Source organism: Burkholderia sp. COPS, from assembly GCF_019425585.1.
Taxonomy (GTDB): Bacteria; Pseudomonadota; Gammaproteobacteria; order Burkholderiales; family Burkholderiaceae; genus Burkholderia; species Burkholderia cepacia.
In genome coordinates, this window is record NZ_WIXR01000010.1 from 159,619 (window position 1) to 180,459 (window position 20,841).

Sequence of the window (20,841 nt, forward strand, 5' to 3'; positions counted from 1 at the left end):
AAGCCGCCTGGGGCGGACCGCGCGAACCAAACGACCGTTTGATCCGCGCGCCCGACCACCCCGAATCCGTTGTCCCGCAGCATGCTGGCCCACTCTGCCCGGGCGCCCGTTGTTTGGTAACGCCGCTCTAGCGTGCTATGCCACACTGCACGGCATCGACGCTCGCGCCGTGTAGTGCCGCGCACCGCCGTCGATCACGACAAGACATGGAGACAGACGATGCGGAATGCGGTCCGGCGCGGCCATCGCTCGCCTTTGGCAATTTTCGACTGGATTTCCAGCCCGCAACACGCGGCCCGGCCCGTCTCGCCCGGACCATCCCGCGTGTTCGGCTGCGGCATGCTGGCGCTCGCGCTGCTTTGTGCCGGTTGCGCGGAATCGTCGGCGCAGCGTGACGGCAACACGTCGGTCGCGTCGACGAAGATCGAACGCACCAAGGCCGAGCGCCTCGCCCGCGAGCAGCAGCTCGCACGTACCGTCCCGTCGCTCGCATCGATCAGCCTGACGCAACCGCGCCAGTTCACGCTGCGCGACTCGGGCCAGAACGGCGCGATGACGTTCCTGCGCGACGTCGATTTCCGTATCGTCAACAACCTCGGCTTCTTCATCCATCAGTTGTCCGCCACGCTCGTGCCGACGCAGGCCGGCGCGCCGATCGTGTTCGACGATCCGACGAGTTTCGAGATCGACGTGCATGAAGGCACGGTCACGCTCGACAACGCGAAGCTGACCGCGCTCTTCAACACCTACATCTTCGGCTACCGCAACGCGCCGCTGCGCAAGCTCGCCGTGTCGGCCGGCGACGGCGTGATTCACCTCCAAGGCGAGATGCAGCGCGACGGCTGGGTGCCGTTCTCGCTGACCGGCACGCTCGCGATCCGCGACGGCAGCCAGCTCGTGTTCCATCCGACGGGGGTGCGCGTATCGGGCATCAACGCGCAGCCGGTGATGCGCGCGGCCAACGTGAAGATGGCCGACTTGCTGAAAATCCAGACGCCGATCGCGCAACTCGCCGGCGACGATCTCGTGATGTCGGTCGACAAGCTGATGCCGCCGCCGCGCCTGAAACTCACGATCACCGCGGTGCGCGTGACACCGGCCGGCCTCGACCTGAAGCTCGACGACGGCACGCACGCCGGCTTCGCGATGCCTGCGAATGCGCCCCAGCAGGCCATGTACATTCGAGGCGGCGATGTGAAGTTCATGCGCTCGATGCCGATGAACGCGGACATCCTGATCGGCCCGGTCGATCCGGCGAAGCGCGACCAGACTTTCGTGTTCGACCTGTACCACTATCGCGACCAGGTGTCGGCCGGCTACTTCAATTTCGACGAAAGCGGTGCGATGGCGATCCGGATGCCTTCGTACACGGGCCCGGCCAGCGGCGCGCTGCTCGGCAACGCGGCCGCGCGCCTGAACGACAGCTTCCTCGCCGCGCAGCAGACTGCGCTGCGTGACATACGCCAGCACTGGGAAGCCTACGCACTCGCGGCGAACGCCACTCACCCCGGCATGCAGAGGGTCGCCATGCGGCGCACGTCGACCACGCCATTCAACGAGCGGCACGTGTCGAATCGCAATCCGACGATCCATCTGCGCAACGTCGATTTCAACCTGTCCGGGGATATCGGCTTTCACGTCGAGGATCTCGACGTGGAACTCGTATCGAAGCGGCCCGGCGAACCCGTCGATCTCGACGACCCGAACCAGTACGACATCCGGATTCTCGGCGGCACGGTGGTCGAATCGTGGAAGGCGATGTCCGCGCTCTTCAACAACTATCTGCTCGACTACTCGCCGCGCTCGCTCAACGACCTGCAACTGAGCGCGGACGGCACGAACCTGCGTGTCCAGGGCGGCATCAAGCTGTGGAACCATGTGCCCGGCGTCTGGCTGCCGACCGACATGAAGGGCACGCTGTCCGTGCTCGACGACCGGCATCTCGCGTTCAAGCCATCCCAGGTGTCGGTGCTCGGGATTCCGCAGGCGAAGCTGCTGCGTTCGCTCGGCATCGAACTCGCTTCGCTGACGCCGTTGCAGCGTCGCGGCGCGGAACTGCGCGGCGACACGCTCGTGCTCGACCAGTACACCGTGTTCCCGCCCCCCGTGCTGAACGGCAAGCTCGGCCAGGCAACCGTCGAGCGCGACGGGCTGCGCCTCACGTTCAGGCGTCAGGCGGGCTCGCCTGCCCCGCAACGGCCGCAGATCGATGCGCCGAGCTACATGTGGATGGAAGGCGGCGACATGAAGATGTTCAACGTGCTCGAACTGAACGTGCGCGCGCTGATCAGGAATTCGGCCGAGGCCGGCCCAATGCGTTTCGACCTGTACGGCTACCGCAGCCAGGTCGCGCAAGGTTCCGTGCGGATGCTGCCGGACGGCACGCTGGTCGTCGACATGGGCCAAAAGAATCCGCTCGCATCGCGTTGATGTGCATATAAGACGTGCATGCAAAAAGCCCGGTGGCACGTCGCCAACCGGGCTTTTCATTTCATCCTTCGGACTTCGCGCTCAGTCGTGCTTCAGTCCGTCGATCACGTCGAGCAGCGCCTGCCGCAATGCAATTACGTCGACGGTTGCGCCCGGCTTGCCCGGTGTGCGCGCATCGGCGGCCTGGGCCTCCGGCTCGACGGGTACCGGCGCGGCCCGCTCGCCGCCCGGCGAATCGAGCCGGTTGCGCGCGCCGTTGATCGTGAATCCCTGCTCGTACAACAACTCGCGAATCCGCCGGATCAGCAGCACTTCATGGTGCTGGTAATACCGACGATTGCCACGCCGCTTCACCGGCCGCAGTTGAGTAAATTCCTGTTCCCAATAACGCAGCACATGCGGCTTGACCCCGCACAGCTCGCTGACTTCACCGATCGTGAAGTAGCGCTTCGCGGGAATCGGAGGCAAGACGACTTTCTCAACCGTAGTGGTCATCGTCGGTTAACCGTCGGTAAAGGGTGCGCGGCGGCCGCGCGGGGACGTCAGCGCGCGGGGGCTTACTCCGCGCCGTTTTCGACCAGCGCCTTCAGCTTCTGGCTCGCGTGGAAGGTTACCACCCGGCGGGCCGCGATCGGAATCGCCTCGCCCGTCTTCGGATTGCGGCCTGGCCGCTGCGGCTTGTCGCGCAGCTGGAAATTACCGAACCCCGACAGCTTGACGCTTTCGCCGTTTTCGAGCGCGTCGCGAATCACCTCGAAAAACGCCTCGACCATGTCCTTCGCTTCACGCTTGTTCAGCCCGACGCTGTCGAACAGCAACTCCGCCAGTTCCGCTTTCGTCAGCGTGGGCGTCTCGGTGGACGCCGGCGCCGAAGCATCGCGGTTCATGGCGCTGCGTTGCGCCGTCAGGAGGGCTTCGAATTCACTCGAGGTCATGTCGTTCATATCTGCCATACAGCGCGTTAAATCAAATTACGATCGGAAAAGGCCGCCCGCGAGCGGGCGGACCTCCTCCTTAGCCGCGCAGGCGCGCACCGGCGCGAGCCATCCGCTCGACCAGCGCCTGGATCGCCTGATCGACGACCTCGTCCTGTAGCGTGCCAGCCGCGTCCTGCAGCGTCACGCGGAAGGCAAGGCTCTTCTCGTGCGCGGCAAGGCCACCGGAAGTATTTGATTTTGCACGAAATTCGTCGAAGAGTACAACCTTCTGAACGAATCGGCAGGCCTCTTCGGCAAGCGCCTTCTTCATTTCGTCGAAAAGTGCCTGAACCTCGACCGCCTGATCGACGACAACGGCGATATCGCGACGAACCGGCGGGAATTTCGACACCTCGGTCGGCGTGGGCAACGCACGCGCAATCAGCGCGTCCGCGTCGATTTCGAACATCACCGGAGCGTGCGGCAACTCGTACTTCTGCATCAGGCGCGGGTGCAACTCGCCGATCCAGCCAACCGCACGGCCGTCGACTTCGATGCGCGCGCTGCGCCCCGGATGGAGGGCCGGATGCTCCGCCTTCACGAAGCGTGCAGTTGCCGGCGCAAGCAGCGCCTCGAGATCGCCCTTCACGTCGAAGAAATCGACCGGGCGGGTCGTCACGCCCCACTGCTCGTCGAGCACCGGGCCATAAGCAAGCGCACCGACGCGCTTCGGCTGCACGTAGCCCTCGACCGTCAGCTCACCGGCCTTCGCCGACGCATCGGCGAGGAACACGCGGCCAGCCTCGAACACGCGCACGCGATCTGCGCGGCGGTTCAGGTTGTGGCGCAGCACGGAAATCAGGCTGCCGAACAGCGTCGTGCGCATCACCGAGAGCTGGCTCGCGATCGGGTTCAGCAGGCGGATCGGCTGGTCGTTGCCCGCGAAATCCTGCTCCCACTCCGCATCGACGAAGCTGAAGTTGACGGTTTCCGCGTAGTCGCGCGCGGCAAGCGCGTGACGGACATCGTGGATCGAACGCCGCGTCTCGTTGGTCGCGCGCATTTCGCTCGTCGCGACCGGCGGACGCGCCGGGATCTTCTCGAAGCCGTAGATCCGCGCGACCTCCTCGATCAGGTCTTCCTCGATCTCGATGTCGAAGCGATGCGACGGCGGCGTGACGAGGAACGCGTCGTCTTCACGCTCGAACGGCAGGCCGAGGCGCGTGAAGATGCTGGCGATCTCGTCGGCGCCGATCTGCACACCGATGATGCGGTTCGCGCGCGACACGCGCATCTTCACCGGCGCGCGCTGCGGCAGGTTCACGGACTGATCGTCGACCGGGCCGGCCTTGCCGCCGCAGATCTCGAGAATCAGTTGCGTAATGCGCTCGACGTGCTCGACGGTCGTCGCGTAATCGACGCCGCGCTCGAAGCGATGGGCCGCATCGGTCGAGAAGTTGTACTTGCGCGCGCGGCCGCGGATGCTGTCCGGCCACCAGAACGCGGCTTCCAGGTAGATGTTGGTCGTATCGAGCGTGACGGCCGTGCTGTCGCCGCCCATGATGCCGGCCAGGCTCTCGACCTGGCGGTCATCCGAAATGACGCCGACCGTTTCGTCGAGTTCGACCGTGTTGCCGTTGAGCAGCTTCAGCGATTCGCCGCGCTTGCCCCAGCGCACCTCGATGCCACCGTGGATCTTGTCGAGATCGAACACGTGCGACGGGCGGCCGAGCTCGAACATCACGTAGTTCGAGATGTCGACGAGCGCCGACACGCTGCGCTGGCCGGAGCGCTCGAGGCGCTCGACCATCCACTGCGGGGTCTTCGCACGCGCGTTCACGCCGCGGATCACACGCCCCGAGAAGCGACCGCACAGATCGGGAGCGGCGATGCGCACCGGCAGCGTTTCGTCGAGTTCGACGCGCACCGGGCGGATATCGACCGGCGTCAGCGGCGCACCGGTGATCGCGGCCGTCTCGCGCGCGATGCCGAACACGGACAGGCAGTCGGCCTTGTTCGGCGTCAGCTTGATTTCGAAGATCGTGTCGTCGAGATTGAGCGTCTCGCGGATGTCCTGGCCGACCGGCGTATCTTCCGGCAGCACCAGCAGGCCGCTGTGATCCTCGGACAGCTTCAGTTCACGTGCCGAGCACAGCATCCCCTGGCTCTCCACGCCGCGCAGCTTCGACAGCTTGATCGCGAACGGCTTGCCACCCTCTTCCGCCGGCGGCAGTTCCGCGCCGACCAGCGCGACCGGCACCTTGATGCCGGGTGCGACGTTCGGTGCGCCGCAGACGATATTCAGCGTCGCGCCGGTGCCGGCATCGACCTGGCAGACATTGAGCTTGTCCGCATCCGGATGCTTGACGACTTCGAGCACGCGGCCGACGACGATCTTCGACGTCGGCGGCGCAGCCTTGCTCAGCGATTCGACTTCGAGCCCCGCCATCGTCAGCGCGTGCGACAGTTCGTCGGTCGTCAGCTGCGGGTCGACAAAGGTTCTCAACCAGGATTCAGGGAATTGCATGGATGTCTACGTTCGAAACAGGTTAGATCGACGCCCGGGCCCCGCCGGATCGTCCGTCGGGGCGTGCACGGGCACAGGTCGGCGCGGCGCGCGGCGTTACGCGAACTGGCGCAGGAAACGCAGGTCGTTCTCGAAGAACAGCCGGAGATCCTGGACGCCGTAGCGCAGCATCGTCAGGCGCTCGAGGCCGCTGCCGAACGCAAAGCCGATGTAGCGCTCGGGATCGAGGCCCATGTTGCGAATCACGGTCGGATGCACCTGCCCCGAACCGGAAATCTCGAGCCACTTGCCGGCGTTCTTGCCTTGCTCGAACATCATGTCGATCTCGGCCGACGGTTCCGTGAACGGGAAATACGACGGACGGAAGCGCACGAGGATGTCGTCGCGCTCGAAGAATTTTTTCAGGAAGTCGGTATAGACGCCCTTGAGATCGGCGAAGCTGATGTTTTCGTCGATCCACAGCCCCTCGACCTGATTGAACATCGGCGAGTGGGTCGCATCGCTGTCGACGCGATACGTGCGGCCCGGCGCGATCACCTTGATCGGCGGACGGTTCATGCGCGCGTAACGCACCTGCATCGGGCTCGTGTGCGTGCGCAGCAGCAGCTGGCGGCCGTCGGCATCCTTGCCTTCGACGTAGAAGGTGTCCTGCATCGAACGCGCCGGATGGTTCTCCGGACTGTTCAGCGATGTGAAGTTGTACCAGTCGGTCTCGATTTCGGGGCCGTCTGCCACATCGAAGCCGATCGAGCCGAAAATCTGTTCGACACGCTCCCACGTGCGCATCACGGGGTGCAGGCTGCCTGCACCGGCGCCGCGGCCCGGCAACGTCACGTCGATCGACTCGGCTGCGAGGCGCTGGTTCAGCAGCGCGTCGGCCAGTGCCTGACGGCGTGCGGTCAGCGCGGCTTCAACCTGCTGCTTCGCGACGTTGATGCGTGCGCCTTCGGTCTTGCGTGCTTCGGGATCGAGCTTGCCGAGGCCCTTCAGCAACTCGGTCAGCGCACCCGATTTGCCGAGAAATCGTGCTTTCTCGTTTTCGAGCGTGGTGATGTCGGCAGCCTGTTCGAAGGACTGCTGCGCGTCGGCGACAATCTGGTCCAGATCCATAGATCCCATCATTTCCAACGTCATTCGGTCTTGGCGAGCGAAATCGCACACCAAACAAAAAAGGGGCTCGGAAGAGCCCCGTTTTCGCTGCAGCGGCCGAAACTACCGGAGCATCGCTGCAACTAACCACGCAGTGCTAATTTCGCAATTAGGCTGCAACGGCGGCTTTCACCTGCTTGACGATCGCAGCAAAAGCAGCCTTGTCGAACACCGCCATGTCAGCCAGCACCTTACGGTCGAGTTCGATCGACGCCTTCTTCAGGCCGTTGATGAACACGCTGTAGGTCATGTCGTGCTGACGAACCGCCGCGTTGATACGCGTAATCCACAGTGCGCGGAACACACGCTTCTTGTTGCGACGATCGCGATATGCGTACTGACCAGCGCGCATCACCGCCTGCTTGGCGATGCGGTAGACGTTATTGCGGCGGCCGCGATAACCCTTGGCCAGGTTGATGATCTTCTTGTGGCGGGCCCGTGCGGTTACCCCACGTTTGACTCGAGGCATGTTTCTCTCCTTAGAGTATCGATTGAGGGGTTACGCGAACGGCAGCATCGCGCGGACGGAGTTCAGATCGGAATCATGAACTGCCGTTGCGCCGCGCAGGTGGCGCTTGTTCTTCGTGGTTTTCTTGGTCAGGATGTGACGCTTGAAGGCTTGACCGCGCTTGACGGTACCGCCCGGACGCACCACGAAGCGCTTTGCAGCGCTCTTCTTGGTCTTCATCTTAGGCATGACGAACAACTCCAGTTTATTAGATGGCGATGGGTGTGCGGTTGGCTTGCGCCCTTGACCCGCCCTTCGAAACCCAGTCCACTTGTGTACGGCGAACCGCTTGCGCAGCCGCCGTCATTGCTGGCGCGTTGCCCTGACCGGGCAACGCGCCGACCCACTGCGAACCTGCGCGCGAAGCGCGCGGGCCCGTTACTTCTTTTTCTTCGGCGAGAGCACCATGATCATCTGGCGCCCTTCCATCTTCGGCATCTGCTCGACCTGGCCGACTTCCTCGAGATCCGTGCGCAGACGCTCAAGCATCCGCATACCGATTTCCTGGTGAGCCATTTCGCGACCGCGGAAACGCAACGTGATCTTCGTCTTGTCGCCTTCTTCGAGGAAGCGCACGAGATTGCGAAGCTTGACGTTGTAATCCCCGTCATCGGTACCCGGGCGGAACTTGACTTCCTTGACCTGGATGACCTTCTGCTTCAGCTTCGCTTCGTGCTGCTTCTTCGATTCCTGGTACTTGAACTTGCCGTAATCCATCAGACGGCAAACCGGGGGAACCGCTTGCGGCGCGATTTCCACCAGGTCAACATCCAGTTCTTCCGATTTACGGAAAGCATCAGCGAGTTTTACGATACCGAGCGGTTCGTTCTCGATCCCGACCAGACGCACTTCCGGCGCAGTGATTTCACCGTTGATGCGATGCGACGACTTATCAGTAGCGATGTTACGTTTCCTCTAAAAATTAAAAAAACGAGCCGCGCTGCCAGGGCGGTTACTTGAACGAGCGCAGGTCTTCCTGCAGACGCTCAACGAAGGCTTCGACCGGCATCACGCCAAGATCGACGCCGCCACGGGCACGCACGGCTACCGTTTGCGCATCACGCTCCTTATCACCCACGACGAGGAGATAAGGCACCTTTTCCAGCGTGTGCTCGCGTATTTTATAGCTAATCTTCTCATTGCGCAAATCGGCCGTCACTCTAACCCCTTGTTTTTGCAACGATTGGGCCAGAGATTGCGCATATTCGGCCTGACTTTCGGCGATATTGAGCACAACTGCCTGGAACGGCGCGAGCCAGGCAGGCATTGCACCAGCATGGTGCTCGATCAAAATGCCGAGGAAACGCTCCATCGAACCGACGATCGCACGGTGCAACATCACCGGCCGGCGACGGCTGCTGTCGTCGGCAACATACTCGGCGCCGAGGCGTTCCGGCAGCACCATGTCGAGCTGCAGCGTACCGCACTGCCACGAACGACCGAGCGCATCCTTGATGTGGTACTCGATCTTCGGACCGTAGAACGCGCCTTCACCCGGCAGCTCTTCCCACGTCAGACCGCAGGCGGTCAGTGCGTCGCGCAGGCCCTGCTCGGCGCGATCCCACGTCTCGTCCGTGCCCGCACGCTGATCCGGGCGCAGCGACAGCTTGATGTCGATGTGATCGAAACCGAAGTCCTTGTACACGCTCATCGCCAGCGTATTGAACGCGATCGACTCCGAGATGAACTGGTCTTCCGTACAGAAGATGTGCGCATCGTCCTGCACGAAGCCGCGTACGCGCATCAGGCCGTGCAGCGCGCCCGATGCCTCGTTGCGGTGGCACGAACCGAATTCCGCGTAACGCAGCGGCAGGTCGCGATACGAGCGCAAGCCGTGCTTGAACACCTGGACGTGACCCGGGCAGTTCATCGGCTTGATCGCGTAGTCGCGCTTCTCCGACTCCGTCGTGAACATGTTCTCGCGGTAGTTCTGCCAGTGGCCCGACGCCTCCCACAGCGAGCGGTCCATGATCATCGGCGTCTTGATCTCGAGGTAGCCGGCTTCGTTCACGCGGCGGCGCATGTACTGCTCGACCTGCTGCCACAGCGCCCAGCCCTTCGGATGCCAGAACACCATGCCCGGCGACTCTTCCTGCATGTGGAACAGGTCGAGCTGCTTGCCGAGCTTGCGGTGGTCGCGCTTTTCCGCTTCCTCGAGCATGTGCAGGTACTGGTCCTGGTCTTCCTTCTTCGTCCAGGCCGTGCCGTAGATACGCTGCAGCTGCTCGTTCTTCGAATCGCCGCGCCAGTACGCGCCCGCGACCTTCATCAGCTTGAAGACCTTCAGCTTGCCCGTCGACGGCACGTGCGGGCCGCGGCACAGATCGGTAAAGCCGCCGTGCGAATACAGCTTGATTTCGTCGCTTTGCGGAATCGATTCGATGATCTCGGCCTTGTACTTCTCGCCGATGCTGCGGAAGTAGCCCGCCGCTTCGTCGCGCGACACGACACGGCGCGTCACGGGCTCGTCCTTCTTCGCGAGCTCCTGCATGCGCTTTTCGATCTTCTCCAGATCTTCAGGCGTAAACGGACGGTTGTACGAGAAGTCGTAATAGAAGCCGTTGTCGATCACCGGGCCGATCGTCACCTGCGCGTCCGGATACAGTTCCTTCACCGCGTATGCGAGCAAGTGCGCCGTCGAGTGGCGGATGATGTCGAGGCCATCGGCATCCTTGTCGGTCACGATCGCGAGCGACGCGTCGCGGTCGATCACGGCCGACGTATCGACGAGCTCGCCATCGAGCTTGCCACCAAGCGCAGCCTTCGCAAGGCCGGGACCGATCGAGGCTGCAACCTCGGCAACTGTCACCGGATGCTCGTATTGTCGAACTGAGCCGTCAGGCAAGCGTATCGAAACCATAGCAATCTCCGTGATGCCGACAGTGGGCGGCAGACCAGGTACGCGACATGAAAATCGCGCGGGAAAATTTCGCGACAAAAAAAATGCGGCCCCGCTTTCGAGGGGCCGCATTCGATACTTCACTCAGACTGAAAGGGCGAAAGGGTTCCTCGACTAGCGTCGCTCCGAAAAGGTTTCGGTCAACGTTCGCGGTGTCATAACCGTATTCGCCTTGTTCGCGTTGAGTTATTTACTGCATCGAACACCCGGAGACCGGGCATTCTCAATTCGTTGGTAGGCTCGATTGGACTCGAACCAACGACCCCCACCATGTCAAGGTGGTGCTCTAACCAGCTGAGCTACGAGCCTAGAGAAGCTAAGATTATATGGAGCCGTTACCGACTTGGCAAGTGTTTTTATGCGGTCGCAGCAAAATAACGGGGCTCCAACCCCATATCACGCCTTCCGCCCCGCCCGCACGACGCCTTGCACCTCGCCGAGCAGCGTGCACGCGCGCTGCACCTGCGCCGAGTTCGACACCTCGACCGTGAACTGCATGAATGCCGCGTTGCGGCGGCTCTGCGTCTTCACACCCACCACGTTCATCTTCTCGCGCGCGAACACTTCGGAGATATCGCGCAGCAACCCTTGCCGGTCGCTCGCCTCGATCATCAGGTCGACCGGATAGACGGACGCACCGCGCCCGCCGAGCACGTCGGCCGACCAGGTCGTCTGCAGCACGCGCTCCGGCGCGCGCTCGACCATCCGGCGGAACGTCGGGCAATCGGTGCGGTGGATCGACATCCCTTTGCCGCGCGTGACAAAACCGCTGATCGGATCGGGCGGTGCCGGACGGCAGCAGCGCGCGAGCTGGGTCAGCAGCGCGTCGACGCCCACCACCAGCACGCCGGTCGACGCGCCGTGCGCCACGCTCGCGCCGCTGCTGCGCTTCTCGAAATCGGCGGGCGCTTCGGGCGCCGGCTCCGGCGGCGGCGCATCGGACAGCGCGTGCTCGACATTGCGCAGGCTGAACTCTTCCTTGCCGACGACCGAGAACAGCTCCTCGGGCGACTTGAAGCCGAGCTTCGCGGCGAGATTGTCCAGGTTGACCGATGTCTTGCCCTCGCGCTGCAGCGTCTTTTCGACGAGCGCACGGCCATGCGAGATGTTTTCTTCCTGCTCGATCGAGTTGAACCACGCACGCACCTTCTGACGCGCGCGCGGGCTCTTCATGTAGCCGAGCTGCAGGTTCAGCCAGTCACGCGACGGCCCACCCTCCTTCACCGCGACGATCTCGACCGTCTGGCCGTTTGCGAGCGGCGTATTGAGCGGCACCATCGCGCCGTCGACGCGTGCGCCACGGCAGCGATGACCAAGCTCGCTGTGCAGGTGGTACGCGAAATCGACCGGCGTCGCGCCCTGCGGCAACGCGATCACACGCGCCTGCGGCGTCAGCACGTAGATGTGGTCGTCGTCGAGCGACGTCTCGCGCAATTGCGCCCACGCCTTGTCGCCCGACTTTTCCGCGCCGTCCTCGACGTCATCCTTCCACGCGAGCAGCTGGCGCAGCCATGCGATCTTCTCGTCGTATTTGTCGTTCGCCGAGAACTGGCCGCCGTAGCCGCGCGCGCCCGCCTCCTTGTAACGCCAGTGCGCGGCGACGCCGTACTCGGCGAAACGGTGCATCTCCTGCGTGCGGATCTGCACTTCGAACGCGCGGCCGTCATCGCCGATCACGACCGTATGCAGCGACTTGTAGCCGTTCGGCTTCGGCCGCGAGATGTAGTCGTCGAATTCCTTCGGCACCGGCTGCCACAGGTGATGCACGATGCCGAGCACCGCGTAGCAATCCTTGATGTCCGGCACGATCACGCGAAACGCGCGCACGTCGTACAGCTCGGAGAAATCGAGCTCCTTGCCGCGCATCTTGCGCCAGATGCTGTAGATATGCTTTGGCCGGCCGCTCACATCGGCCTGGATGTTCGCGTCCGCCAGCTCCTGCTGCAACCGGTCGATCGCCTGCGTGACGTACGCTTCGCGCTCGATGCGTTTCTCGTCGAGCAGCTTCGCGATCCGCTTGTAGGTGACGGGATCCTCGAAGCGGAACGCGAGATCCTCGAGCTCCCACTTCAGTTGCCAGATACCGAGACGGTTCGCGAGCGGCGCATAGATCTCGAGCGTCTCGCGCGCGACGTCGGGCGGCGGGTCGATCTTCGCGGCCGCGTAGTAGCGCAGCGACTGCAGGCGCGACGCGAGCCGGATCAACACCACGCGGATGTCTTGCGCGAACGCGAGCAGCATCTTGCGCAGCGCCTCGATCTGCGTACGCCGCTCTTCCGCCGTGTCACGCCCCGCATCGGGCACCGCGTTCTGCGCGGCACGCAGGCTGACGGTACCGAGCCGCAACAGCTTGCGCACGTCGGACACGAGCCGCGCCACTTCGTCGCCGAAACGCTCGGTGAGTTCGCGCTCGGGGTCGCTCAGGTGCGGCGTCAGCACGAACAGCGCGGCCGCCTGCATCGCGGGCGGATCGACGTTCAGCGTGCGCATGATCGCCGCCGTGCCCGCCGAGTGATCGGCGAGCAGTTCGCCCGACGACAGGCGCGCGTCGCCGGCCCGTTCGCGCACGAACGCGAGCACGTCGTCGAACGACGGTGCCGCGACGGGAGAAGCGGAAACGGACTCGGTCATTGCTTGGCCTGGCGGAATACGATCATCGTCGGGTTGCGTCCGGTTCAGCTCCGCTGTGCGGCGACCACCACGATCTCGACGAGCAGCGCCGGATCCGCGAGCTTCGCCTCGACGGTGGCGCGCGGCGGCGTGTTGCCCTGCGCGACCCATGCATCCCACTCCGCATTCATGCCGTCGAAATTCGCCAGATCGGAAATGTAGATCTGCACAGACAGCAGATGCGCCTTGTCGCTGTTCGCTTCGGCGAGCAGGCGGTCGATGTGGCCGAGCACTTCGCGCGTCTGGCCCTTGATGTCCTGCGTGGTGTCTTCGGCGATCTGGCCGGCCAGATACACGGTACCGTTGTGGATCGCGGTTTCGGAGAGTCGGGCCCCGACGTGGTGACGAATGACTGCCATGGAATGTTCCGGTCGTGAGTGGATGGAGATTCGGGTGGCGGCACGGCCCGCGTGCCGTCGAACCGCATATTATGACGCGTTTATGCGCCGCCTTCGATGAAAAACCGCCGCGCGAGCGCAATCTGGCCTGCGTCTACGAACGCCGGCGCATGGCCCACCCCTGGAATCTCGGCGTGCGTGACGTGCCGGCCACGACGCACCATGTCGGCCACCGTCTCGCGCGACAGCAGGTCGGACGTCTCGCCGCGCACGACGAGCAGCGATGCATCCGTCGTCTCGATGGCGCGCCACAGCGCGGCCTCGCCGAGTGCGGCCAACTCGGGCGTGGTTGCCTTGAACGGCTCGGCGATGCGCGGATCGTAGCGGACCGTCCAGCCACCTTCGGGCAGTTCGCGCAGTAGCGGCCCGTTGATCTCGCGCCACTCGTCGGCGGTCAGCGCACCGAACGGCAGCGACAGCGACGTCAGATAGTCGACACCCTCCTGCTCGGTCGCAAAGCGCGGCTGCACGCCGAGATATTCGCCGATGCGCGTCAGCGAATCGGGTTCGATGCGCGGGCCGACGTCGTTGACGATCATCCGGCGCAGCGGCGAACCGGGCAGCCCTGCGAACGCCAGGCCGATCAGGCCGCCCATCGACGTGCCGAACCAGTCGACCGATTCGACGTCGAGTCGCGCGATCAGCGTCACCATGTCGGCCACGTATTGCGGAATCGCGTAGAGCCGCGGATCGGCCAGCCAGTCCGATTGGCCGCGCCCGACGATGTCGGGGCAGACGACGCGATACGTATCGGACAGCGCCGTGGCGAGCCGGTCGAAATCGCGCCCGGAACGGGTCAGGCCGTGCACGCAAACCAGCACGCGCGGGTTCGCGGGATCGCCCCACTCGGTATAGGCGACGTGGTGAAGGCCGGCCGCGCTCGCACACTGCACGCGCCGCTGACGGGGAATCGGGGAGTTCACGGGGGAAGTGGGCATCGGAGGCGTCCTGCCGAACGGTGCGGCGCGATGGCATGTGGGCCCGGCCCGCCAGGGCAGCCGGGGGATGCGATCGATTGTAAACCCGTTCCGGATCACGAGTCGCCTGACCACCCTTGCGGGCTTGCGGCTCGTGCGAGCGCCAATGAAATGTCACGCGGCCGTGCGGAATCGGGCGCGGTGTTCCGTGTTCAGCAGGCTGCCGATCCAGCCTCCGTTGCGGCCGCGGCGACGGCGCCGCGAACGCACCATCGTGCACCGGCCCGTCATGGCCGGGAAAGCGCGGTTATTTCTGCATGACCGCGCCGATGCTCGCACCGACCACGCACAGCGTGCCGGCGACCTGCAGCGTGCTCATCGGCTGCGCCAGCACGACATAACCGATCCCCGCGGCGATCGCGGGCTCGGCGCTCATCAGGATGCCGAATGCCGATGCGCTCATCCTTCGCAACGCAATCAGTTCGAGCACGTAAGGAAACAGCGGGACGAGCACCGCCAGATACGCGGCATCGATCAGTTGGCCGGCCGGCAAGTGGCCGCCGCTTTGCGCCAGCCCGAACGGTGTCGTGACGAGCGCGGCCACGAACAGCGACGCGGACAGCCCCTGCAGCCCGTCGAACAGCGTGCCGACACGCTTCATCAACACGATATAGGCGGCCCAGCCAAGCGCAGAGCCGACCGGAAAGACCAGCGCGGCCGGCGCCGTCACCCACATGCCGTCCTGCCGCGCCAGCAGCAGCACGCCAGCCAGCGCAAGTGCCGGCCATGCCAGCATCGCCGGCTTGCGCACGCCGATCGTGGCGACCGCCAGCGGCCCGAGAAAGTTGATCGCCACCGCCAGGCCGAGCGGCACGCGACGCACGGCTTCGAAGAAGCACAGCGTCATCGCGGCCATCGCCGTGCCGAGCGCGATGGCGGCGATCCAGCGCTGCCGGGAATAGGTGTGGAGCGGCGGCCGGACGACCACGGCCAGCGCGAGCGCGGCGAAACAGAGCCGCAGCCAGGTCGTGCTGACGGTGCCGTACTCGATCGTCGCCGGCCTCGACAGCGCCGCGCCGAGCTGCACGCTGCACATCGACGCGACGGCCAGCAGCGGCGCCACCGCATTCGTGAAAGGTGACGCCGCGCGCTGCGCGACACCCGGTCGTACCGTACTCGATTCCTCGCTCATGCAACCGCTCCGGTTCAGTGACACGCCGATGCTAACCGCGGCCGCAGGCTTGATATAAGCTGATAATTCTTATGTCCGCATCAGGAATATTGATGACCCGCGATCTCGACAGCACCCTGCTGCGCACGTTCGTCACCGTGGTCGAAACCGGCAGCGTCAGCACGGCGGCAACGGCGCTGCATCGCACGCAGGCCGCCGTCAGCATGGCGCTGCGACGGCTCGAGGATGAAGTCGGCCAGCGCCTGCTCGAACGCTCGCCGCGCGGCGTCACGCCGACGGCCGCGGGCAACGTGCTGCTGCCGTATGCACACCAGTTGCTCGGCGTCGGGCTCGCCGCCCGTGCCGCGCTCGCCGCAGGCGACATCTCGGGCACCGTACGGCTCGGTGTCCTCGAGGACATCGCCGTCGGCCGTCTGCCGCACGCGTTGCGACAGTTCGCGGCGTCATTTCCGAACGTCGCGCTCGAGATCGTCGTCGATACGAGCCCCGTCCTGTCGCAGCGACTCGCGAGCCACGCACTGGATTTCGTGATCGGCGACCCCGCGCTGATCCGGGCCGAGCCGCTCGCGACATGGCAGCATCCGCTGCACTGGGCCGCCGCAGCCACCGCCGACCGCCTCCCTCGCAACGAACCGGTACCGATCGTTGCGTTCGGCGGCACCTGCCCGTGGCAGGAAAAGCTGTTCGCGATGTTGCGCGACGCCGGCCGTGCGTGGCGCGTCATCTGCACCAGCACGAGCCTGTCCGCGATCCAGTCGGCGGTCGAGGCAGGCCTCGGCGTCGCGGTACTGCTCGACTGGAACGTGCGTCGCGACACGATGCGCGCACTCGACCCGCAGGCAGCCGGGTTGCCCGCGCCACCCGCCGCGGATTTCGGGCTGTTCAGCCGCGCGGACCTCGGCGATCACACGTCGGCGGCAGTCACGCTGCAACGCTTCCTGTTTCATGCGCTGCAGCTGGGTTCGCCCGACGACGGCACGCCCACCGGCGAACAACGCGTGGAATCGTTGCAGACCGCCGTCTGACGCGGCCGGGCGCGCATGCCACAAACAAAACGCCCCGCGTGCCTGACGGCATGCGGGGCGAATCGACATGAAAAAAACTCAGGCGACCGCGCTGACGTCGAGCGGCGCACCCGTCTTTGCCTGGATCTCGTCGGCGCTCACGCCATCGGCGAGCTCGAGGACCTTCAGGCCGGACGGCGTCACTTCGATCACGCCGAGATCGGTGATGATCAGGTCGACCACACCGACACCCGTCAACGGCAGGTTGCATTCCTCGAGGATCTTGTGCTGATCGCCCTTCGCGACATGCTCCATCAGCACGACGACACGCTTCACGCCGGCGACGAGATCCATCGCGCCGCCCATCCCCTTGATCATCTTGCCGGGGATCATCCAGTTCGCGAGGTCGCCCTGCTTGCTGACCTGCATCGCGCCGAGGATCGCGAGGTTGATGTGGCCGCCGCGGATCATCGCGAACGAATCGGCCGACGAGAAGATCGACGAGCCCGGCAGCGTCGTGACGGTCTGCTTGCCGGCGTTGATGAGATCGGCGTCGACTTCGTCTTCGGTCGGCGACGGGCCGATGCCGAGCAGGCCGTTCTCCGACTGCAGCCACACCTCGACACCTTCCGGCACGTGGTTCGCGACGAGCGTCGGCAGGCCGATGCCGAGGTTCACGTAGAAGCCGTCCTGCAGTTCCTTCGCCGCGCGCGCGGCCATCTGGTCACGATTCCAGGCCATGTCAGTCTCCTTTCGCGCGTACGACGCGTTGTTCGATGCGTTTTTCGGGCGTCGCGTTCAGCACGATGCGCTGCACGAAAATCCCCGGCGTGTGGATGTGATCCGGATCGAGCTCGCCGTTCTCGACGATTTCCTCGACCTCCGCGACGGTGATCTTGCCGGCCATCGCGCACATCGGGTTGAAGTTGCGCGCGGTGCGGCGATAGATCAGGTTGCCCGACTTGTCGGCCTTCCAGGCCTTCACGAGCGCGACATCGGCCGTCAGCGACGGTTCGAGCACGTAATGACGATCGCCGAACTGGCGCGTTTCCTTGCCTTCCGCGATCACGGTGCCGTAGCCCGTGTTCGTGAAGAACGCCGGGATGCCCGCGCCGCCCGCGCGCAGCTTTTCGGCGAGCGTGCCTTGCGGCGTGAATTCGAGTTCGAGTTCGCCGGCCAGGTACTGGCGCTCGAACTCCTTGTTCTCGCCGACGTACGACGAGATCATCTTCTTGATCTGGCGCGTTTCCAGCAACAGGCCGAGGCCGAAACCGTCGACGCCCGCGTTGTTGCTGATGCAGGTGATGCCCTTGACGGCCGAATCGCGCAACGCGGCGATCAGCGCCTCCGGAATCCCGCACAGGCCGAAGCCGCCCACCGCGAAGGTCTGTCCGTCACGGACGATCCCTTCCAGCGCGGCAGCCGCGCTTGGATAGACTTTGTTCATCAGTTGTCCCTCCTCTATGGAAACCAGCGAAACCGGTTCACGCGCCACGTGGCCCGCAAGCCCGCCGCATCATTCTATGCATGCACGGCGATGCCTGCGTCGAGGCGCGCTGTTTTTATACCGCGGCAAACCGCCACGAGATGCCTGAAAGGGTACGATGCGGCGCGGATGCGGCACAATACGCAAAAATACATAAGCGTTTGCCTCCGCTTGCCTGCGCCATGCCCGCTCTCGATTACCAGACCGCCTTCCACCTCGCGCCGCTCGGCCTCGTCCTGTCGCGCGACCGCGTGATCGAGGATTGCAACGACGCGCTGGCGTCGATCTTCCGCTGCGTGCGGGCCGACCTGATCGGGAAATCGTACGAGGTGCTCTACCCGTCGACGGACGAATTCCAGCGAATCGGCGAACGTATCGCGCGCGTAATGGCCGCGAACGGCATCTACTCGGATGACAGAATCATGAAACGCGCGGACGGCGAGCTGTTCTGGTGCCACGTCACCGGCCGCGCGCTCGACCGCACCGCACCGCTCGCGGCAGGCGTCTGGACCTTCGAGGATTTGAGCGCGACGCGCCGGGTCGCCGTCGAACTGACCCCGCGCGAGCGCGAGATCGCCGCCCAGCTCGCGACCGGCAAGACCAGCAAGCAGATCGGGCGCGTGCTCGACATCAGCTCGCGCACGGTCGACATCTACCGCGCGCGGCTGATGCGCAAATACGGCACCAACAATACGCCGGAGCTGCTGCAGCGCCTGCTCGGGCAGTGAATGGCGGCTCCCGGATGACAATCGGCCGCGCATGGCGGCCGATTCGTGAAACAGCAGGCACGGCGTGCCGCCGGCGCCCGGGCGCCGGCCTCGCCGTACCAACGCTCAGCCGACCTTCGTCGCGAGCGCGCGCTCGATCGTGTCGCGCAGCAACTGGGGCAGCGGTACCGACTTGCCGAGCGCGTAGTCGACCCACACGCAGCGCGCCTTGCCGCGCGCATAGACGTGCTGCGGATCATCCGCGCGCGTAAGCTCGAAACCGGTATCGAAGCTGCTCCGGCCGGGTTTCGCGGCCGACATCTTCGCGATCACGTCGCCCGGATAGTGCAGTTGCTTGAGGAATTCCATCGACGCCGTGACGATGACGGGCCCCTGCCCCTCGCCATTGCCGCCGGCGATGCCGAGCTCCTCGAACCACGAGATCCGCGCCTGCTCCATGTAGCGGAAATAGACCGTGTTGTTCACATGGCCGAACGCGTCCATGTCGCCCCAGCGGATCGGCATCGACATCTCAAATACGGGGGAGTAATCGTTTGTTGCGCTCATTGCAGTCTTCTGTGTTGCTGAATGTCATCCGCTCAGGCGAGGCCGAAGCCGTCGTCGGCGGAGATAATCGAGCCATTGATGAACTGCGACTCGTCGGCCGCGAGCAGCAACAACAGCCCGTCGAGATCCTGCGGCTTGCCGACGCGCCGGCGCGGCAGCATCGACTGCAGCTTCTGGCCCTGCTCGGTTTCCCACAGGTAATGATTGATTTCGGTATCGATATAACCCGGACAGATCGCGTTGACGTTGATCCCGTGGCGCCCCCACTCGAGCGCCATCGCGCGCGTCATCTGCACGACCGCGGCCTTGCTCATCGCGTACAGCCCGATCTGCGGGAACACGCGCAGGCCGGCCACCGACGCGATATTGATGATCCGGCACGGCGGCTTGCCGTTGCCGCTGCCGTTCGCGCGCATGATCATCCGCTTCGCGACTTCCTGCGCGACGAAAAACGCGCCGCGCGTGTTGGTATCGAACACGAACTCGAAATCGGCCGGCGTCACATCGACGAGCTTCTGCATCGTCGAGACGCCCGAATTGTTCACCAGGATGTCGATCGTGCCGGCCTCCGTTTCCGCATGCGCGACCGCCGCCTTGATGCTCTGGACGTCGGTGACGTCGAGCGACACGACGTGCGCAGCGCCGCCCGCCGCCTCGATCTCGGCACGCAACTCCTTCAGGCGCTCGACGCGACGACTCGCGAGCACGACCTTTGCACCGGCCTGCGACAGCACCTGCGCAAAACGCTGCCCCAGGCCGCTCGACGCCCCCGTGACCAGCGCAACCTTGCCTTCCAGATTGATCGAACGACCCATTTGCACATCCCCTTTCGATGTCGTTTCGCCGCTACGGGCAGCACGGCCCGAGCGGCATTACCCTAGCACAAAAATAGAACGATCGTGCTAATCTAGCCGCATGCTGTTGCGGCAAGCGTTTCGTTTCGCAGACAATACGCTCCCGAATAAAAGCATTCTAACGGTTAGAGGAACGCCAATGACCCCCGCAAGCCTCATCGAGCAATACGGCCCGCGCGAATCGATGGAATACGACGTCGTGATCGTCGGCGGCGGCCCCGCCGGGCTGTCGGCGGCGATCCGGCTCAAGCAGCTGGCCGCCGAGAAAGGCACCGAGATCGGCGTGTGCGTGCTCGAGAAGGGTTCCGAGATCGGCGCGCACATCCTGTCGGGTGCGGTGATGGACCCGCGCGCGATCACCGAACTGTTCCCCGACTGGAAGGAACGCGGCGCGCCGCTCGACGTCGAGGTGACGGAAGACCGCTTCCTGTTCCTGTCCGAGAAAAGCGCCGTCACCACGCCGAACTGGGCGCTGCCCGCCAACTTCCAGAACCACGGCAACTACGTGATTTCGCTGGGCAACGTCACGCGCTGGCTGGGCCAGCAGGCCGAGGCGCTGGGCGTCGAGATCTTCCCGGGCTTCCCGGCTGCGGAGATTCTCTACAACGACGACGGC

20 protein-coding genes and 1 tRNA gene are annotated in these 20,841 nt (G+C 64.6%); 4 read left to right on the top strand and 17 right to left on the bottom strand.

Annotated features, from left to right (window positions below; genetic code table 11):
- Window positions 1–219 precede the first annotated feature (219 nt).
- Window positions 220–2,430, top strand: coding sequence for a hypothetical protein (locus FOZ70_RS09075; RefSeq protein WP_219705600.1), 2,211 nt, complete (start codon window positions 220–222; stop codon window positions 2,428–2,430).
- 81 nt (window positions 2,431–2,511) lie between these two features.
- Here the strand turns inward: FOZ70_RS09075 and FOZ70_RS09080 are convergent, their stop codons facing one another.
- The 13 genes from FOZ70_RS09080 to FOZ70_RS09140 all read right to left on the bottom strand — a co-directional run bounded on the left by FOZ70_RS09080 (window position 2,512) and on the right by FOZ70_RS09140 (window position 15,607).
- Window positions 2,512–2,925, bottom strand: coding sequence for a MerR family transcriptional regulator (locus FOZ70_RS09080; RefSeq protein ID WP_059552093.1), 414 nt, complete (start codon window positions 2,923–2,925; stop codon window positions 2,512–2,514).
- Between the two features lie 62 nt (window positions 2,926–2,987).
- Window positions 2,988–3,374: an integration host factor subunit alpha gene (locus FOZ70_RS09085; protein ID WP_006486093.1), complete on the bottom strand. Its 387-nt coding sequence runs from the start codon at window positions 3,372–3,374 to the stop codon at window positions 2,988–2,990.
- Window positions 3,375–3,444: 70 nt separating this feature from the next.
- Window positions 3,445–5,874, bottom strand: a complete 2,430-nt coding sequence (gene pheT / locus FOZ70_RS09090; protein WP_219705601.1) for a phenylalanine--tRNA ligase subunit beta — start codon at window positions 5,872–5,874, stop codon at window positions 3,445–3,447.
- A gap of 96 nt (window positions 5,875–5,970) precedes the next feature.
- Entirely contained in the window at window positions 5,971–6,984 is a 1,014-nt protein-coding gene (pheS, locus tag FOZ70_RS09095; RefSeq protein ID WP_021162419.1) for a phenylalanine--tRNA ligase subunit alpha, read from the bottom strand.
- A 148-nt stretch (window positions 6,985–7,132) separates the two neighbouring features.
- Window positions 7,133–7,492, bottom strand: coding sequence for a 50S ribosomal protein L20 (gene rplT / locus FOZ70_RS09100; RefSeq protein WP_004192938.1), 360 nt, complete (start codon window positions 7,490–7,492; stop codon window positions 7,133–7,135).
- Window positions 7,493–7,522: 30 nt separating this feature from the next.
- Window positions 7,523–7,720 (bottom strand): 50S ribosomal protein L35, encoded by a 198-nt coding sequence (gene rpmI, locus FOZ70_RS09105; protein WP_004191477.1) that lies wholly within the window; start codon window positions 7,718–7,720, stop codon window positions 7,523–7,525.
- Window positions 7,721–7,909: 189 nt separating this feature from the next.
- Window positions 7,910–8,434 (bottom strand): translation initiation factor IF-3, encoded by a 525-nt coding sequence (infC, locus tag FOZ70_RS09110; RefSeq protein ID WP_071734130.1) that lies wholly within the window; start codon window positions 8,432–8,434, stop codon window positions 7,910–7,912.
- A 49-nt stretch (window positions 8,435–8,483) separates the two neighbouring features.
- Window positions 8,484–10,391, bottom strand: a complete 1,908-nt coding sequence (gene thrS / locus FOZ70_RS09115) for a threonine--tRNA ligase (RefSeq protein WP_027787704.1) — start codon at window positions 10,389–10,391, stop codon at window positions 8,484–8,486.
- Window positions 10,392–10,662: 271 nt separating this feature from the next.
- A tRNA-Val gene (locus FOZ70_RS09120) sits at window positions 10,663–10,739 on the bottom strand.
- Between the two features lie 87 nt (window positions 10,740–10,826).
- Entirely contained in the window at window positions 10,827–13,061 is a 2,235-nt protein-coding gene (locus FOZ70_RS09125; RefSeq protein WP_193094025.1) for a bifunctional (p)ppGpp synthetase/guanosine-3',5'-bis(diphosphate) 3'-pyrophosphohydrolase, read from the bottom strand.
- 44 nt (window positions 13,062–13,105) lie between these two features.
- Window positions 13,106–13,459, bottom strand: a complete 354-nt coding sequence (locus tag FOZ70_RS09130) for a RidA family protein (protein WP_021162422.1) — start codon at window positions 13,457–13,459, stop codon at window positions 13,106–13,108.
- 80 nt (window positions 13,460–13,539) lie between these two features.
- A complete protein-coding gene (locus FOZ70_RS09135; protein WP_219705603.1) occupies window positions 13,540–14,436 on the bottom strand; it encodes an alpha/beta hydrolase in 897 nt (298 codons plus the stop codon).
- A 286-nt stretch (window positions 14,437–14,722) separates the two neighbouring features.
- Window positions 14,723–15,607: an EamA family transporter gene (locus FOZ70_RS09140; RefSeq protein ID WP_059619493.1), complete on the bottom strand. Its 885-nt coding sequence runs from the start codon at window positions 15,605–15,607 to the stop codon at window positions 14,723–14,725.
- A 92-nt stretch (window positions 15,608–15,699) separates the two neighbouring features.
- On the opposite strand from FOZ70_RS09140, the gene FOZ70_RS09145 reads away from it, so the two are divergent.
- Window positions 15,700–16,632, top strand: coding sequence for a LysR substrate-binding domain-containing protein (locus tag FOZ70_RS09145; RefSeq protein WP_059496160.1), 933 nt, complete (start codon window positions 15,700–15,702; stop codon window positions 16,630–16,632).
- Window positions 16,633–16,710: 78 nt separating this feature from the next.
- On the opposite strand, the gene FOZ70_RS09150 is transcribed toward FOZ70_RS09145, so the two are convergent.
- Window positions 16,711–17,352, bottom strand: a complete 642-nt coding sequence (locus FOZ70_RS09150) for a CoA transferase subunit B (protein ID WP_021162427.1) — start codon at window positions 17,350–17,352, stop codon at window positions 16,711–16,713.
- Window position 17,353: 1 nt separating this feature from the next.
- The gene (locus tag FOZ70_RS09155) at window positions 17,354–18,058 is read right to left on the bottom strand and encodes a CoA transferase subunit A (protein WP_021162428.1); all 705 of its coding nucleotides are present in this window, start codon (window positions 18,056–18,058) and stop codon (window positions 17,354–17,356) included.
- 221 nt (window positions 18,059–18,279) lie between these two features.
- On the opposite strand from FOZ70_RS09155, the gene FOZ70_RS09160 reads away from it, so the two are divergent.
- Window positions 18,280–18,825 (top strand): LuxR C-terminal-related transcriptional regulator, encoded by a 546-nt coding sequence (locus FOZ70_RS09160; RefSeq protein WP_021162430.1) that lies wholly within the window; start codon window positions 18,280–18,282, stop codon window positions 18,823–18,825.
- A 105-nt stretch (window positions 18,826–18,930) separates the two neighbouring features.
- On the opposite strand, the gene FOZ70_RS09165 is transcribed toward FOZ70_RS09160, so the two are convergent.
- Together FOZ70_RS09165 and FOZ70_RS09170 are read right to left on the bottom strand one after the other, a co-directional pair.
- Window positions 18,931–19,371: a thioesterase family protein gene (locus FOZ70_RS09165; protein WP_042977028.1), complete on the bottom strand. Its 441-nt coding sequence runs from the start codon at window positions 19,369–19,371 to the stop codon at window positions 18,931–18,933.
- 32 nt (window positions 19,372–19,403) lie between these two features.
- Window positions 19,404–20,186 carry an SDR family oxidoreductase gene (locus tag FOZ70_RS09170; protein WP_011351770.1) on the bottom strand — a complete coding sequence of 261 codons (783 nt, stop codon included), beginning with the start codon at window positions 20,184–20,186 and terminating at the stop codon, window positions 19,404–19,406.
- Window positions 20,187–20,364: 178 nt separating this feature from the next.
- On the opposite strand from FOZ70_RS09170, the gene FOZ70_RS09175 reads away from it, so the two are divergent.
- A partial coding sequence (locus tag FOZ70_RS09175) for an NAD(P)/FAD-dependent oxidoreductase (protein WP_219705605.1) occupies window positions 20,365–20,841 on the top strand: 477 nt, incomplete at its 3' end.

Bases quoted from the DNA above. Each gene is read 5' to 3' on its own strand.
- FOZ70_RS09075 (WP_219705600.1), top strand. From the start codon at position 220: ATGCGGAATGCGGTCCGGCGCGGCCATCGCTCGCCTTTGGCAATTTTC.
- FOZ70_RS09080 (WP_059552093.1), bottom strand. From the start codon at position 2,925: ATGACCACTACGGTTGAGAAAGTCGTCTTGCCTCCGATTCCCGCGAAG.
- FOZ70_RS09085 (WP_006486093.1), bottom strand. From the start codon at position 3,374: ATGAACGACATGACCTCGAGTGAATTCGAAGCCCTCCTGACGGCGCAA.
- pheT (WP_219705601.1), bottom strand. From the start codon at position 5,874: ATGCAATTCCCTGAATCCTGGTTGAGAACCTTTGTCGACCCGCAGCTG.
- pheS (WP_021162419.1), bottom strand. From the start codon at position 6,984: ATGGATCTGGACCAGATTGTCGCCGACGCGCAGCAGTCCTTCGAACAG.
- rplT (WP_004192938.1), bottom strand. From the start codon at position 7,492: ATGCCTCGAGTCAAACGTGGGGTAACCGCACGGGCCCGCCACAAGAAG.
- rpmI (WP_004191477.1), bottom strand. From the start codon at position 7,720: ATGCCTAAGATGAAGACCAAGAAGAGCGCTGCAAAGCGCTTCGTGGTG.
- thrS (WP_027787704.1), bottom strand. From the start codon at position 10,391: ATGGTTTCGATACGCTTGCCTGACGGCTCAGTTCGACAATACGAGCAT.
- FOZ70_RS09125 (WP_193094025.1), bottom strand. From the start codon at position 13,061: ATGACCGAGTCCGTTTCCGCTTCTCCCGTCGCGGCACCGTCGTTCGAC.
- FOZ70_RS09130 (WP_021162422.1), bottom strand. From the start codon at position 13,459: ATGGCAGTCATTCGTCACCACGTCGGGGCCCGACTCTCCGAAACCGCG.
- FOZ70_RS09135 (WP_219705603.1), bottom strand. From the start codon at position 14,436: ATGCCCACTTCCCCCGTGAACTCCCCGATTCCCCGTCAGCGGCGCGTG.
- FOZ70_RS09140 (WP_059619493.1), bottom strand. From the start codon at position 15,607: ATGAGCGAGGAATCGAGTACGGTACGACCGGGTGTCGCGCAGCGCGCG.
- FOZ70_RS09145 (WP_059496160.1), top strand. From the start codon at position 15,700: ATGACCCGCGATCTCGACAGCACCCTGCTGCGCACGTTCGTCACCGTG.
- FOZ70_RS09150 (WP_021162427.1), bottom strand. From the start codon at position 17,352: ATGGCCTGGAATCGTGACCAGATGGCCGCGCGCGCGGCGAAGGAACTG.
- FOZ70_RS09155 (WP_021162428.1), bottom strand. From the start codon at position 18,058: ATGAACAAAGTCTATCCAAGCGCGGCTGCCGCGCTGGAAGGGATCGTC.
- FOZ70_RS09160 (WP_021162430.1), top strand. From the start codon at position 18,280: ATGCCCGCTCTCGATTACCAGACCGCCTTCCACCTCGCGCCGCTCGGC.
- FOZ70_RS09165 (WP_042977028.1), bottom strand. From the start codon at position 19,371: ATGAGCGCAACAAACGATTACTCCCCCGTATTTGAGATGTCGATGCCG.
- FOZ70_RS09170 (WP_011351770.1), bottom strand. From the start codon at position 20,186: ATGGGTCGTTCGATCAATCTGGAAGGCAAGGTTGCGCTGGTCACGGGG.